Origin of the sequence: Streptococcus infantis SPAR10 (assembly GCF_000279535.1) — a bacterium.
GTDB lineage: Bacteria > Bacillota > Bacilli > Lactobacillales > Streptococcaceae > Streptococcus > Streptococcus infantis_I.
Map to the genome: position 1 here is coordinate 224,401 of NZ_ALCH01000001.1, position 13,537 is coordinate 237,937.

Below are 13,537 nucleotides of genomic sequence, written 5' to 3' on the forward strand. Positions count from 1 at the left end.
TAAATATACACTTGAAAGGATCTTATGAGAAAAAGAGAACGTCATCAGCTCATCAAGCGAATGATTACAGAAGAAAAATTAGGAACTCAAAAGGAAATTCAAGATCGATTGGAAGCCTGTGATGTCTTTGTGACACAAACAACCTTATCTCGTGATTTGCGAGAGCTTGGCTTAACCAAAGTTAAGAAAAACGATGTTGTTTACTATGTGTTAGCAAATGAGACAGAGAAGATTGATTTGGTCGAATTCCTTTCACATCACTTAGAGGGTGTTGCAAGAGCCGAATTCACCTTGGTTCTCCACACTAAACTTGGAGAAGCATCCGTTTTAGCCAATGTAGTAGATTCAAATAAAGATGGGTGGATTTTAGGTACTGTTGCCGGAGCGAATACTTTGTTGGTTATCTGTAAGGATCAACATGCAGCTAAAGTCATGGAAGAACGCTTGCTAGAGTTAATGGAAGATAGATAAGGTCTTGAGAGCTTCTCTCAGGACTGTTTTTACAAGGAGAGAGTAAATGACTACTGAAAAATTATCACCTGGTATGCAACAGTATGTGGATATCAAAAAACAATATCCAGATGCTTTTTTGCTTTTTCGTATGGGTGATTTTTATGAGTTGTTTTATGAAGATGCAGTCAATGCTGCACAGATACTAGAAATCTCACTAACCAGTCGCAATAAAAATGCTGAAAATCCTATTCCCATGGCTGGAGTTCCTTATCATTCTGCCCAACAGTATATTGATGTTCTAGTTGAACGTGGCTACAAGGTTGCCATCGCTGAACAGATGGAAGACCCTAAGCAAGCTGTTGGTGTCGTTAAGCGCGAGGTTGTTCAGGTCATTACACCAGGAACAGTGGTTGATAGTAGTAAGCCAGATAGTCACAATAACTTTTTAGTAGCTATTGATCGTGAAGGTTCCCAGTATGGACTAGCCTATATGGACCTAGTGACAGGTGATTTCTATGTAACGGGATTATCAGATTTCTCTCTAGTCTGTGGTGAAATCCGTAACCTCAAGGCCAGAGAAGTGGTGATTGGTTACGACTTGTCTGAAGTGGAAGAACAGATTCTCAGTCGTCAAATGAATCTAGTGCTTTCCTATGAACAAGAAACATATGAAGACGTCCATCTGTTGGATTCAAGATTGACAACTGTTGAAGGAGCAGCTAGTGGGAAACTTCTTCAGTATGTTCATCGGACGCAGATGAGAGAGCTCAGCCACTTGAAGCCAGTTATTCGTTATGAAATCAAAGATTTCTTGCAGATGGATTTTGCGACCAAGGCTAGTCTTGATTTGGTTGAAAATGCTCGCTCAGGTAAGAAACAAGGGAGTCTGTTCTGGTTGCTAGATGAGACTAAAACTGCAATGGGTATGCGTCTTCTACGTTCTTGGATTCAACGCCCCTTAATTGATTTAGATCGTATCATAGAACGTCAGGAGGTTGTGCAAGTCTTTCTGGATTATTTCTTTGAGCGCAGTGATTTAACAGAAAGCCTTAAGGGAGTCTACGATATCGAACGTCTGGCTAGTCGAGTATCTTTTGGCAAAAGCAACCCCAAAGACCTCTTGCAATTAGCGACTACCTTGGGAAGTGTTCCACGAATTCGCGCCATTTTAGAAGGAATGGAGCAACCAGCTCTCGCTTATCTGATTGAACAACTGGATGCTATTCCTGAGTTGGAAAATCTCATTAGCGCAGCCATTGCTCCTGAGGCCCCTCACGTGATTACCGAAGGTGGTATTATCCGAACGGGCTTTGATGAGACCTTGGATAAATACCGTCGTGTGCTGAGAGAAGGGACCAGCTGGATTGCTGAGATTGAGGTCAAGGAAAGAGAAAACTCTGGCATCAATACTCTCAAGATTGACTACAATAAAAAAGATGGCTACTATTTCCATGTAACCAACTCGCAGCTAGGTAACGTACCAGCTCACTTTTTCCGCAAGGCTACGCTGAAAAACTCTGAGCGATTTGGGACAGAGGAGTTGGCGCGTATCGAAGGAGAAATGTTAGAGGCGCGTGAGAAATCAGCAAACCTAGAGTACGAAATCTTTATGCGTATTCGTGAGGAGGTTGGCAAGTATATCCAACGTCTACAGGCTCTGGCTCAAGGAATTGCTGCTGTCGATGTCTTGCAAGGCTTGGCAGTAGTTGCAGAAAAACAACACCTGATTCGACCAGAGTTTGGGCAAGAGTCGCGGATTGATATCCAGAATGGTCGTCACGCAGTTGTTGAAAAGGTCATGGGAGCTCAGACCTATATTCCCAATAGTATCCAGATGGATGAAGATACTAGCATTCAACTAATTACAGGTCCGAACATGAGCGGGAAGTCAACCTACATGCGTCAACTAGCCATTACAGCGGTTATGGCTCAGATGGGTTCTTATGTCCCTGCAGAAAGTGCTCGACTGCCAATTTTTGATGCAATTTTTACCCGTATCGGTGCGGCAGATGACTTGGTTTCAGGTCAATCTACCTTTATGGTAGAGATGATGGAAGCTAATAATGCCATTAGTCATGCGACAAAGGATTCATTGATTCTTTTTGATGAGCTTGGTCGAGGAACCGCAACTTATGATGGTATGGCTCTAGCCCAGTCTATTATCGAGTATATCCATGAGCATATTGGTGCCAAGACTCTCTTTGCCACGCACTACCATGAATTAACCAGTCTGGAAGCTAGTCTTGAACATCTAGTAAATGTACACGTGGCTACGCTTGAGCAAAATGGTCAGGTCACTTTCCTTCATAAGATTGAACCAGGTCCAGCAGACAAATCGTACGGTATTCACGTTGCTAAGATTGCAGGATTGCCAGCAGATTTGCTAAAAAGAGCGGATGCGATTCTAACTCAACTAGAGAGCCAAAGTCAGGAAAATCCAATTTCTATCAATCAAAGGAATATTGTCAATGAGCAAATGTCTCTCTTTGATGAAAAAGAAGAAAATCCTATCCTAGCAGAGTTGGCCCAAGTAGATGTGTACAATATGACACCGATGCAAGCCATGAATCTCTTATTAGAGCTGAAACAAAAATTATAAGCAAAAACCCACTCACAAAACGGAGTGGGTTTTTAGGTCTTATTTTTTCTGAGCTAATAGTTGGTTGATGTGGGCAACCTTCTTTGATTCTCTTTTATAGAGAATCGCCCAAATGATGAGGTAGACGATGGCAAACTCTGGGATGAGTTGGAGGATGAAAGTCCAGTGAAGAGGGAACCAGCCTGCTAGGATTGCTAGAGGTACAAAACCTAGCAACATAAGGAAGAAGTGAGTGACAGTCGCACGAAGAAGACTCCAATCTTGAGCGAATAGACGGCTACCAAAACTAAAGAGGACTCCAATAGCTGACCAGATAAGTGTACAGTAGAGTAAAACTAGAGCACCGTGAACCTGATGACTGCTCATGAATTGACCAACAGGAGATTCAGGGCTGAGAGGTGCGTAGTTGCTTGGTGAATAGATAAAAGAAAAGATAATAGATAGGGTGAGGCCGATGAGGATACCAGTTGTGGCATCGTGGAATACTTGTTTTTTCATAGTTCTAATTTCTCCTTAATAGTTTTGAGGTAACGGCGAGATGAGTAGGTAAAACTTTCGTTTTTTAGATAGATTTCAATCAAGCCGTTAGAGGTTAGTTTTAGATGACTAATTGCATCAATGTTGACAATTTCCGATTGGGAAATTTGGATAAAGGAAGCAGGTAGAATTTCACTTGCTTGGTAGAGACGAATGTCAAGTGCATAGGTTTGGCTATCCGTTTCGGCCAGAACCTTACGATTTTCAATGTATACACGCTGAATTTTGCTAATCTGAATCAAGTAGACCTGGTCTTGGAATTTTCCTTTAAGAGTTTCTTTTTGTTCAAGATTTTGTACAAAGTCCTGAACCTTTTGAACTCTAGGGGACAAGGTCGGTGCCTCTATGATGATTTGCTCTTCGGTGTATTGCTGATCAATATCAAGTCTGAGTTTCATAATTTCTCCTTTATAAAGTTGTAATAGAGATCTCTTACTTACAAATCTATTAAACACCATTTTGTCGACAAATACAAGAAGCTATGTCTATGTGGTCGGTTGAAGAGACTATCTGGCAGGCGAGCGTTTTCAAAGAGATTTTAGAGCAAAGAAGTCAAAAAATAAGAAGAAATATATTGACAAAAATAGAAAAAAAGTGGTACAATGTTAGACGGTACTTTTTACTTTTGGTCTCTCAAGAGTGTACAGGGACGTGCTGACAAATGTTGCAAAAGTACACACAGATGATAGCTGTCACCAAGTGTATCATCACCAAAAATAAAAAAACACAGGAGAATGTAGATGCCTACAATTAACCAATTGGTTCGCAAACCGCGTAAATCAAAAGTAGAAAAATCTAAATCACCAGCTTTGAACGTTGGTTACAACAGTCATAAAAAAGTTCAAACAAACGTTTCTTCACCACAAAAACGTGGTGTAGCAACTCGTGTTGGAACTATGACACCTAAAAAACCTAACTCTGCCCTTCGTAAATTTGCTCGTGTACGTTTGAGCAACCTTATCGAAGTTACTGCCTACATCCCAGGTATCGGACACAACTTGCAAGAGCACAGCGTGGTGCTTCTTCGCGGTGGACGTGTAAAAGACCTTCCAGGGGTACGTTACCATATCGTCCGTGGTGCACTTGATACTGCAGGTGTTAACGATCGTAAACAAGGCCGTTCTAAATACGGTACTAAACGTCCAAAAGCATAAGGAAAGGGGATAAAGAGAAATGAGTCGTAAAAATAGAGCTCCAAAACGTGAAGTATTGCCAGATCCGCTTTACAATTCACAATTAGTTACTCGTCTTATCAACCGCGTTATGCTTGATGGTAAACGTGGTACAGCTGCTTCAATCGTTTACGGTGCTTTTGAGCAAATCAAAGAAGCTACTGGTAACGATGCACTTGAAGTATTTGAAACAGCTATGGAAAACATCATGCCTGTACTTGAAGTACGTGCACGTCGTGTTGGTGGATCTAACTACCAAGTCCCAGTTGAAGTTCGTCCAGAACGTCGTACAACACTTGGACTTCGTTGGTTGGTAACAATTGCTCGCCTTCGTGGTGAACACACAATGCAAGACCGTCTTGCAAAAGAAATCTTGGATGCTGCTAACAACACTGGTGCAGCAGTTAAGAAACGTGAAGACACTCACCGTATGGCTGAAGCTAACCGTGCCTTCGCACACTTCCGTTGGTAATAAAATGATGCTAGGAATGGTAAGGATGCAAGGTGAAAATAGGAAACTGACGCAGTATTCGACGAATACAAGGAAGTTTATCTTTTTCACACAGCATCCCATTCCGGCTCAAATCGGCTAACTAACTTTAGCCCGAGTACAATTCAACTTCCCATCTCACAAGTTGAAACCAACTAAACAAGATAAACATTGAGAACGGGTGGGTCCTGCCTATCCGTTTTTATTGAAATCGTGTTATAATAGAATAGAAATAAAAAATATAGGAGAAACAAACCTCATGGCACGCGAATTTTCACTTGAAAAAACTCGTAATATCGGTATCATGGCTCACGTCGATGCTGGTAAAACAACTACAACTGAGCGTATTCTTTACTACACTGGTAAAATCCACAAAATCGGTGAAACTCACGAAGGTGCGTCTCAAATGGACTGGATGGAGCAAGAGCAAGAACGTGGTATCACTATCACATCTGCTGCAACAACAGCTCAATGGAACAACCACCGCGTAAACATCATCGACACACCAGGACACGTGGACTTCACAATCGAAGTACAACGTTCTCTTCGTGTATTGGACGGTGCGGTTACAGTTCTTGACTCACAATCAGGTGTTGAGCCTCAAACTGAAACAGTTTGGCGTCAAGCAACTGAGTACGGGGTTCCACGTATCGTATTTGCCAATAAAATGGACAAAATCGGTGCTGACTTCCTTTACTCAGTAAGCACACTTCACGATCGTCTTCAAGCAAATGCACACCCAATTCAATTGCCAATCGGTGCTGAAGATGACTTCCGTGGAATCATCGACTTGATCAAGATGAAAGCTGAAATCTATACTAACGACCTTGGTACAGATATCCTTGAAGAAGATATTCCAGCTGAATACCTTGACCAAGCTCAAGAATACCGTGAAAAATTGGTTGAAGCAGTTGCTGAAACTGATGAAGAATTGATGATGAAATATCTCGAAGGTGAAGAAATCACTAACGAGGAATTGAAAGCTGGTATCCGTAAAGCGACTATCAACGTTGAATTCTACCCAGTACTTTGTGGTTCTGCCTTCAAGAACAAGGGTGTTCAATTGATGCTTGATGCGGTTATCGACTACCTTCCAAGCCCACTTGATATCCCTGCGATCAAAGGTATCAACCCAGATACTGAAGAAGAAGAAACTCGACCAGCATCTGATGAAGAGCCATTTGCAGCTCTTGCCTTCAAGATCATGACTGACCCATTCGTAGGTCGTTTGACATTCTTCCGTGTTTACTCAGGTGTTCTTCAATCAGGTTCTTACGTATTGAATACTTCTAAAGGTAAACGTGAACGTATCGGACGTATCCTTCAAATGCACGCTAACAGCCGTCAAGAAATCGACACTGTTTACTCAGGTGATATCGCTGCTGCCGTTGGTTTGAAAGACACTACAACTGGTGACTCATTGACAGATGAAAAAGCGAAAATCATCCTTGAGTCAATCAACGTTCCAGAACCAGTTATCCAATTGATGGTTGAGCCTAAATCTAAAGCAGACCAAGATAAGATGGGTATCGCCCTTCAAAAATTGGCTGAAGAAGATCCAACATTCCGCGTTGAAACTAACGTTGAAACTGGTGAAACAGTTATCTCTGGTATGGGTGAACTTCACCTTGACGTCCTTGTTGACCGTATGCGTCGTGAGTTCAAAGTTGAAGCGAACGTAGGTGCTCCTCAAGTATCTTACCGTGAAACATTCCGCGCTTCTACTCAAGCACGTGGATTCTTCAAACGTCAGTCTGGTGGTAAAGGTCAATTCGGTGATGTATGGATTGAATTTACTCCAAACGAAGAAGGTAAAGGATTCGAATTCGAAAACGCAATCGTCGGTGGTGTGGTTCCTCGTGAATTTATCCCAGCGGTTGAAAAAGGTTTGGTAGAATCTATGGCTAACGGTGTTCTTGCTGGTTACCCAATGGTTGACGTTAAAGCTAAGCTTTACGATGGTTCATACCACGATGTCGACTCATCTGAAACTGCCTTCAAGATTGCTGCATCTCTTGCACTTAAAGAAGCTGCTAAGACTGCACAACCAGCTATCCTTGAGCCAATGATGCTTGTAACAATCACTGTTCCAGAAGAAAACCTTGGTGATGTTATGGGTCACGTAACTGCTCGTCGCGGACGTGTAGATGGTATGGAAGCACACGGTAACAGCCAAATCGTTCGTGCTTACGTTCCACTTGCTGAAATGTTCGGTTATGCAACAGTTCTTCGTTCTGCATCACAAGGACGTGGTACATTCATGATGGTATTCGACCACTACGAAGATGTACCTAAGTCAGTACAAGAAGAAATCATTAAGAAAAACAAAGGTGAAGAATAATTCATCGTCACTTTAAAAGAAGTCACTTTGTGGCTTCTTTTTCTGTTTAGTAGAAATAGCTAAAATTGCCTCAAATATGGTAAAATAGAAGGAGTATATTGTGAGGAAAATGGATGTCAACCACTTTTGAAATTTTAATGAATCAGTTGGGAATTCCCGCTGAGATAAGAAATCATGAGGCCTTCTCCCAGGCTGAAATTGAACAAGTTATTGTACACAAGCAAAGTAACATTTGGGAGTTTCGTTTTGTCTTTGAGAATATTCTGCCCTTTGAACTCTTTTTAGCATTGAAGAAGGGATTGAAAGAAGAATTTTCAAAAACAGGAAATCAAGCGACTTTCGAGATTAAAACGAAAGATCAAGATTTTTCAAGAGAGCTTTTACAGGCCTACTATCGGGAGGCTTTTTCAGCTGGCCCTTGTTCTAGTCAAGGCTTTCGAACCATGTATCAGGATTTTCAGGTTCGATTTGAAAATGATCAGTTGATTATTGAGGCCTCTGAAGCAGCAGATACAGAGCATTTCAGAAAAAACCATTTGCCAAATCTTAGTAAACAACTTGAGCTCTTTGGTTTTCCTAAATTAACCTTCCGATTGGAAAAAAATGAGGACCTGACCAAGGAAGAACAAGAAGCCTTCCATACAGAGAATCAAATGATTGTTCAGGCTGCCAATGATGAGACCCTTCGAGCTATGGAACAGTTAGAACAGATGGCACCGCCACCTCCAGTTGAGGACAAACCTGTCTTTGATTTCCAAGCCAAGAAGGCAGCTGCCAAGCCTAAACTCGACAAGGCAGAGATAACTCCAATGATTGAGGTCAATACCGAAGAAAATCGACTGGTTTTTGAAGGGGTTGTCTTTGATGTGGAACATAAAGTGACTAGAACGGGTCGTGTCTTGATTAATTTCAAGATGACTGACTATACGTCTAGTTTCTCTATGCAAAAATGGGTCAAAAATGAAGAGGAAGCTCAGAAGTTTGATATCATCAAGAAAAATTCATGGCTCCGTGTTCGTGGAAATGTCGAGGTCAATAATTTCACACGAGATTTGACCATGAATGTACAAGATGTGCAGGAAGTAGTCCACTATGAACGTAAGGATTTGATGCCAGAAGGCGAGCGTCGTGTTGAGTTTCATGCCCATACCAATATGTCGACTATGGATGCTCTTCCTGAGGTTGAGGAAATCGTTGGAACAGCAGCAAAATGGGGTCATAAAGCAGTAGCAATCACAGACCACGGAAATGTTCAATCCTTCCCTCATGGTTATAAGGCAGCCAAGAAAGCTGGTATTCAGCTCATTTATGGAATGGAAGCCAATATCGTAGAAGACCGTGTTCCTATCGTCTATAACGAAGTGGAGATGGATCTTTCTGAAGCTACCTATGTAGTCTTTGACGTGGAAACGACGGGTCTATCTGCTATCTATAATGATTTGATTCAGGTGGCAGCTTCCAAGATGTATAAGGGCAATATCATTGCCGAATTTGATGAATTTATCAATCCAGGGCATCCTTTGTCAGCTTTTACAACTGAATTGACAGGAATTACGGATGACCATGTAAAAAATGCTAAACCCTTAGTTCAAGTTCTGAAAGAATTCCAAGAATTCTGTAAAGATACCGTTCTTGTAGCCCATAATGCAAGCTTTGACGTTGGCTTTATGAATGCCAACTATGAGCGTCACGGTCTTCCAAAAATTACTCAACCTGTCATCGATACGCTAGAGTTCGCTAGAAATCTCTATCCTGAGTACAAACGCCATGGTTTGGGCCCCTTGACCAAACGTTTTGGCGTAGCTCTAGAACACCACCATATGGCCAACTATGATGCGGAAGCAACTGGTCGTCTGCTCTTTATCTTTATCAAAGAAGTAGCAGAAAAACACGGTGTGACAGACTTAGCACGATTAAACCTTGATTTAATCAGTCCAGACTCTTATAAAAAAGCTCGAGTCAAGCATGCGACCATCTATGTGAAAAATCAAGTGGGCTTAAAAAATATCTTTAAGCTGGTTTCCCTTTCTAATACCCAGTATTTTGAAGGAGTTCCACGGATTCCACGTACGGTGCTGGATGCCCATCGAGAAGGTTTGATCTTAGGTTCAGCCTGTACGGAAGGGGAAGTCTTTGATGCAGTCGTATCACAAGGTGTAGATGCGGCAGTCGAAGTAGCTAAATACTATGATTTTATCGAGGTAATGCCACCAGCTATCTATGCACCTCTGATTGCCAAAGAGCAGGTCAAGGATATGGAGGAGCTTCAGACCATTATCAAGAGCTTGATAGAGGTTGGAGAGCGTCTCGGTAAGCCAGTCCTTGCGACAGGAAATGTCCACTACATCGAACCAGAGGATGAGATTTATCGGGAGATCATCGTACGAAGTCTAGGTCAGGGAGCCATGATTAACCGAACTATCGGTCATGGAGAAGCTGCCCAACCAGCTCCGCTACCAAAGGCACACTTCAGAACGACCAATGAAATGTTGGATGAATTTGCCTTTCTAGGGGAAGACTTGGCTCGCAAGATTGTCATTGAAAATACCAATGCCTTAGCAGAAATTTTTGAGCCTGTTGAGGTCGTTAAAGGTGACTTGTACACACCTTTTATCGACCAAGCCGAAGAAACAGTTGCCGAATTAACCTATAAAAAAGCTTTTGAAATCTATGGAAATCCTCTGCCAGATATCGTTGATCTGCGGATTGAAAAAGAACTAACCTCTATCCTGGGGAATGGATTTGCCGTGATCTATCTGGCTTCCCAGATGCTAGTGCATCGTTCCAATGAACGAGGTTACTTGGTTGGTTCCCGTGGGTCTGTTGGATCCAGTTTCGTTGCGACCATGATTGGGATCACCGAGGTGAATCCTCTCTCTCCTCACTATGTCTGTGGTCAGTGTCAGTACAGTGAGTTTATCACGGATGGTTCCTACGGTTCAGGATTTGATATGCCGAATAAGGACTGTCCAAACTGTGGCCACAAACTCAGCAAGAATGGACAGGATATTCCTTTCGAGACCTTCCTTGGTTTTGATGGGGATAAGGTACCTGATATTGATTTGAACTTCTCTGGTGAGGATCAACCAAGCGCCCACTTGGATGTTCGTGATATCTTTGGGGAAGAATATGCCTTCCGTGCAGGAACGGTTGGTACGGTGGCTGCTAAAACAGCCTATGGATTTGTCAAAGGTTACGAGCGTGACTATGGCAAATTCTACCGAGAAGCTGAAGTAGAGCGCCTTGCCCAAGGGGCTGCCGGTGTCAAACGGACGACTGGTCAGCACCCAGGAGGAATCGTTGTTATCCCTAACTATATGGATGTCTATGACTTTACTCCGGTACAGTATCCTGCAGATGATGTCACTGCTGAATGGCAGACCACTCACTTTAACTTCCACGATATTGATGAGAACGTCCTCAAGCTCGATGTCCTAGGACATGATGATCCGACTATGATTCGGAAATTGCAGGACTTGTCTGGGATTGACCCTAATGAAATCCCTATGGATGATGAAGGCGTGATGGCCCTCTTTTCTGGGACGGATGTGCTAGGTGTGACTCCTGAACAAATCGGGACGCCGACGGGTATGCTGGGGATTCCAGAATTTGGAACCAACTTTGTTCGAGGGATGGTTGATGAAACTCATCCGACGACCTTTGCGGAGTTGCTTCAGCTTTCTGGTTTGTCTCACGGTACAGATGTATGGTTGGGAAATGCCCAGGACTTGATTAAGACTGGAATTGCAGACCTTTCAACTGTTATCGGATGTCGGGATGACATCATGGTTTACCTCATGCACGCTGGTCTAGATCCAAAGATGGCCTTTACCATCATGGAGCGAGTGCGTAAGGGCTTGTGGCTTAAAATCTCAGAAGAAGAGCGCAATGGTTATATCGAAGCCATGAAGGCCAACAATGTGCCTGAGTGGTATATCGAATCTTGTGGAAAAATCAAGTACATGTTCCCTAAAGCCCATGCGGCAGCCTACGTTATGATGGCCCTTCGCGTGGCCTACTTCAAGGTTCACCATCCGATTTATTATTACTGTGCTTACTTCTCCATCCGTGCTAAGGCCTTTGATATCAAGACCATGGGGGCAGGCTTGGATGCTATCAAACGCAAGATGCAAGAAATTGCTGAAAAGCGTAAGAACAATGAAGCTTCCAACGTAGAAATTGACCTCTACACAACACTTGAAATCGTCAATGAGATGTGGGAACGTGGCTTTAAGTTCGGCAAATTGGACCTCTATCGCAGTGATGCGACTGAATTCATCATCGATGGAGACACCCTTATCCCACCATTTGTAGCGATGGATGGTCTGGGAGAGAACGTTGCCAAGCAACTGGTTCGTGCCCGTCAAGAGGGAGAATTTCTCTCTAAAACTGAACTCCGCAAGCGTGGAGGACTCTCATCAACCTTGGTTGAAAAGATGGATGAAATGGGCATTCTCGGCAATATGCCAGAGGACAATCAGTTGAGTTTGTTTGATGATTTGTTTTAAGAGTTAGAACGGAGGATATTTCATGAAACTAAGAATTTTTGCGGAAGACAAGCCGGCTGAGAAGGTATTTGAATATCAATTGGAACTTGCTGATCAGACAATTCTTATATCGACAGCTCTTTTGTCTGGCGCCATTGCTTTAGCAGGATTATTTTCTGCTTTGAAAGAAAAATAAAAATAGAAAAGAGAAACAAGATGGTTTTACCAAATTTTAAAGAAAATCTAGAAAAATACGCTAAGCTTTTGGTTGCAAACGGAGTTAACGTGCAACCTGGTCATACCTTGGCTCTCTCTATCGATGTGGAGCAACGCGAGTTGGCTCACTTAATTGTCAAAGAAGCCTATGCCTTGGGTGCGCATGAGGTCATCGTTCAGTGGACAGATGATGTGATTAACCGTGAGAAATTCCTCCATGCTCCGATGGAGCGTTTGGACAATGTACCAGAATACAAGATTGCTGAGATGAACTACCTTCTTGAAAACAAAGCAAGTCGTCTTGGTGTCCGTTCGTCTGACCCAGGTGCCTTGAACGGAGTGGACGCTGAAAAGCTTTCAGCTTCTGCTAAAGCTATGGGAATTGCTATGAAGCCAATGCGTATCGCAACTCAATCCAACAAGGTTAGCTGGACAGTTGCAGCAGCAGCTGGTACAGAGTGGGCTAAGAAGGTCTTTCCGAATGCTGCGAGCGACGAAGAAGCAGTAGACCTCCTTTGGGAGCAAATCTTCAAAACTTGCCGTATCTACGAAGAAGATCCAGTTAAAGCTTGGGAAGAACATGCAGCTATCTTGAAGAGCAAGGCGGAAATGCTCAACAAAGAGCAATTCTCAGCTCTTCACTACACTGCCCCTGGAACAGACTTGACACTTGGCTTGCCTAAGAACCACGTTTGGGAATCAGCTGGAGCCATCAATGCTCAAGGCGAAGGTTTCTTGCCAAATATGCCAACAGAAGAAGTCTTTACAGCTCCTGACTTCCGTCGTGCAGATGGTTATGTAACATCTACGAAACCTCTTAGCTACAATGGAAATATCATCGAAGGCATCAAGGTGACCTTTGAAAATGGTCAAATCGTTGATATCACAGCTGAAAAGGGTGATCAAGTAATGAAGGATCTCGTCTTTAAGAATGCTGGTGCGCGTGCCTTGGGTGAATGTGCCTTGGTACCAGATCCAAGCCCAATTTCACAGTCAGGTATTACCTTCTTTAACACTCTTTTCGATGAGAACGCTTCTAACCACTTAGCTATCGGTGCAGCCTATGCAACGAGCGTTGTTGGTGGAGCAGAGATGAGCGAAGAAGAACTGGAAGCTGCAGGACTCAACCGTTCAGATGTTCACGTTGACTTTATGATTGGTTCTAACCAAATGGATATCGATGGTATCCGTGAGGATGGGACACGCGTTCCACTCTTCCGCAATGGAGATTGGGCAATTTAA

The 13,537-nt window shown here is 42.9% G+C and carries 10 protein-coding genes; 8 read left to right on the forward strand and 2 right to left on the reverse strand.

Annotation, left to right across the window (positions count from 1 at the left end; all coding sequences use genetic code 11):
- Positions 1-24: 24 nt before the first annotated feature.
- Positions 25-471 carry an arginine repressor gene (gene argR / locus SPAR10_RS03175; RefSeq protein ID WP_004250715.1) on the forward strand — a complete coding sequence of 149 codons (447 nt, stop codon included), beginning with the start codon at positions 25-27 and terminating at the stop codon, positions 469-471.
- Positions 472-517: 46 nt separating this feature from the next.
- Positions 518-3,052 (forward strand): DNA mismatch repair protein MutS, encoded by a 2,535-nt coding sequence (mutS, locus tag SPAR10_RS03180; RefSeq protein ID WP_004250716.1) that lies wholly within the window; start codon positions 518-520, stop codon positions 3,050-3,052.
- Between the two features lie 39 nt (positions 3,053-3,091).
- On the opposite strand, the gene SPAR10_RS03185 is transcribed toward mutS, so the two are convergent.
- Positions 3,092-3,550 carry a DUF3021 domain-containing protein gene (locus tag SPAR10_RS03185; protein ID WP_004250718.1) on the reverse strand — a complete coding sequence of 153 codons (459 nt, stop codon included), beginning with the start codon at positions 3,548-3,550 and terminating at the stop codon, positions 3,092-3,094.
- Complete coding sequence (locus SPAR10_RS03190) at positions 3,547-3,987, reverse strand: LytTR family DNA-binding domain-containing protein (protein ID WP_004250720.1); 441 nt, start codon at positions 3,985-3,987, stop codon at positions 3,547-3,549. The genes SPAR10_RS03185 and SPAR10_RS03190 overlap by 4 nt, the downstream gene beginning before the upstream one ends.
- 342 nt (positions 3,988-4,329) lie before the next feature.
- Here SPAR10_RS03190 and rpsL point away from each other — a divergent pair, with 342 nt between their 5' ends.
- The 6 genes from rpsL to SPAR10_RS03220 all read left to right on the forward strand — a co-directional run bounded on the left by rpsL (position 4,330) and on the right by SPAR10_RS03220 (position 13,537).
- Positions 4,330-4,743: a 30S ribosomal protein S12 gene (rpsL, locus tag SPAR10_RS03195; RefSeq protein WP_001142332.1), complete on the forward strand. Its 414-nt coding sequence runs from the start codon at positions 4,330-4,332 to the stop codon at positions 4,741-4,743.
- Positions 4,744-4,762: 19 nt separating this feature from the next.
- Positions 4,763-5,233 carry a 30S ribosomal protein S7 gene (rpsG, locus tag SPAR10_RS03200; RefSeq protein ID WP_004250722.1) on the forward strand — a complete coding sequence of 157 codons (471 nt, stop codon included), beginning with the start codon at positions 4,763-4,765 and terminating at the stop codon, positions 5,231-5,233.
- Between the two features lie 277 nt (positions 5,234-5,510).
- On the forward strand, positions 5,511-7,592 hold the full coding sequence (fusA, locus tag SPAR10_RS03205) for an elongation factor G (RefSeq protein ID WP_004250723.1): 2,082 nt from the start codon (positions 5,511-5,513) through the stop codon (positions 7,590-7,592).
- A gap of 113 nt (positions 7,593-7,705) precedes the next feature.
- Positions 7,706-12,100 carry a PolC-type DNA polymerase III gene (locus tag SPAR10_RS03210; RefSeq protein ID WP_004250725.1) on the forward strand — a complete coding sequence of 1,465 codons (4,395 nt, stop codon included), beginning with the start codon at positions 7,706-7,708 and terminating at the stop codon, positions 12,098-12,100.
- A 22-nt stretch (positions 12,101-12,122) separates the two neighbouring features.
- Complete coding sequence (locus SPAR10_RS10980; protein WP_004250726.1) at positions 12,123-12,275, forward strand: hypothetical protein; 153 nt, start codon at positions 12,123-12,125, stop codon at positions 12,273-12,275.
- Positions 12,276-12,295: 20 nt separating this feature from the next.
- Complete coding sequence (locus tag SPAR10_RS03220; RefSeq protein WP_004250728.1) at positions 12,296-13,537, forward strand: aminopeptidase; 1,242 nt, start codon at positions 12,296-12,298, stop codon at positions 13,535-13,537.

Bases quoted from the DNA above. Each gene is read 5' to 3' on its own strand.
- SPAR10_RS03220 (WP_004250728.1), top strand. From the start codon at position 12,296: ATGGTTTTACCAAATTTTAAAGAAAATCTAGAAAAATACGCTAAGCTT.
- SPAR10_RS10980 (WP_004250726.1), top strand. From the start codon at position 12,123: ATGAAACTAAGAATTTTTGCGGAAGACAAGCCGGCTGAGAAGGTATTT.
- SPAR10_RS03185 (WP_004250718.1), bottom strand. From the start codon at position 3,550: ATGAAAAAACAAGTATTCCACGATGCCACAACTGGTATCCTCATCGGC.
- fusA (WP_004250723.1), top strand. From the start codon at position 5,511: ATGGCACGCGAATTTTCACTTGAAAAAACTCGTAATATCGGTATCATG.
- rpsG (WP_004250722.1), top strand. From the start codon at position 4,763: ATGAGTCGTAAAAATAGAGCTCCAAAACGTGAAGTATTGCCAGATCCG.
- SPAR10_RS03210 (WP_004250725.1), top strand. From the start codon at position 7,706: ATGTCAACCACTTTTGAAATTTTAATGAATCAGTTGGGAATTCCCGCT.
- argR (WP_004250715.1), top strand. From the start codon at position 25: ATGAGAAAAAGAGAACGTCATCAGCTCATCAAGCGAATGATTACAGAA.
- SPAR10_RS03190 (WP_004250720.1), bottom strand. From the start codon at position 3,987: ATGAAACTCAGACTTGATATTGATCAGCAATACACCGAAGAGCAAATC.
- rpsL (WP_001142332.1), top strand. From the start codon at position 4,330: ATGCCTACAATTAACCAATTGGTTCGCAAACCGCGTAAATCAAAAGTA.
- mutS (WP_004250716.1), top strand. From the start codon at position 518: ATGACTACTGAAAAATTATCACCTGGTATGCAACAGTATGTGGATATC.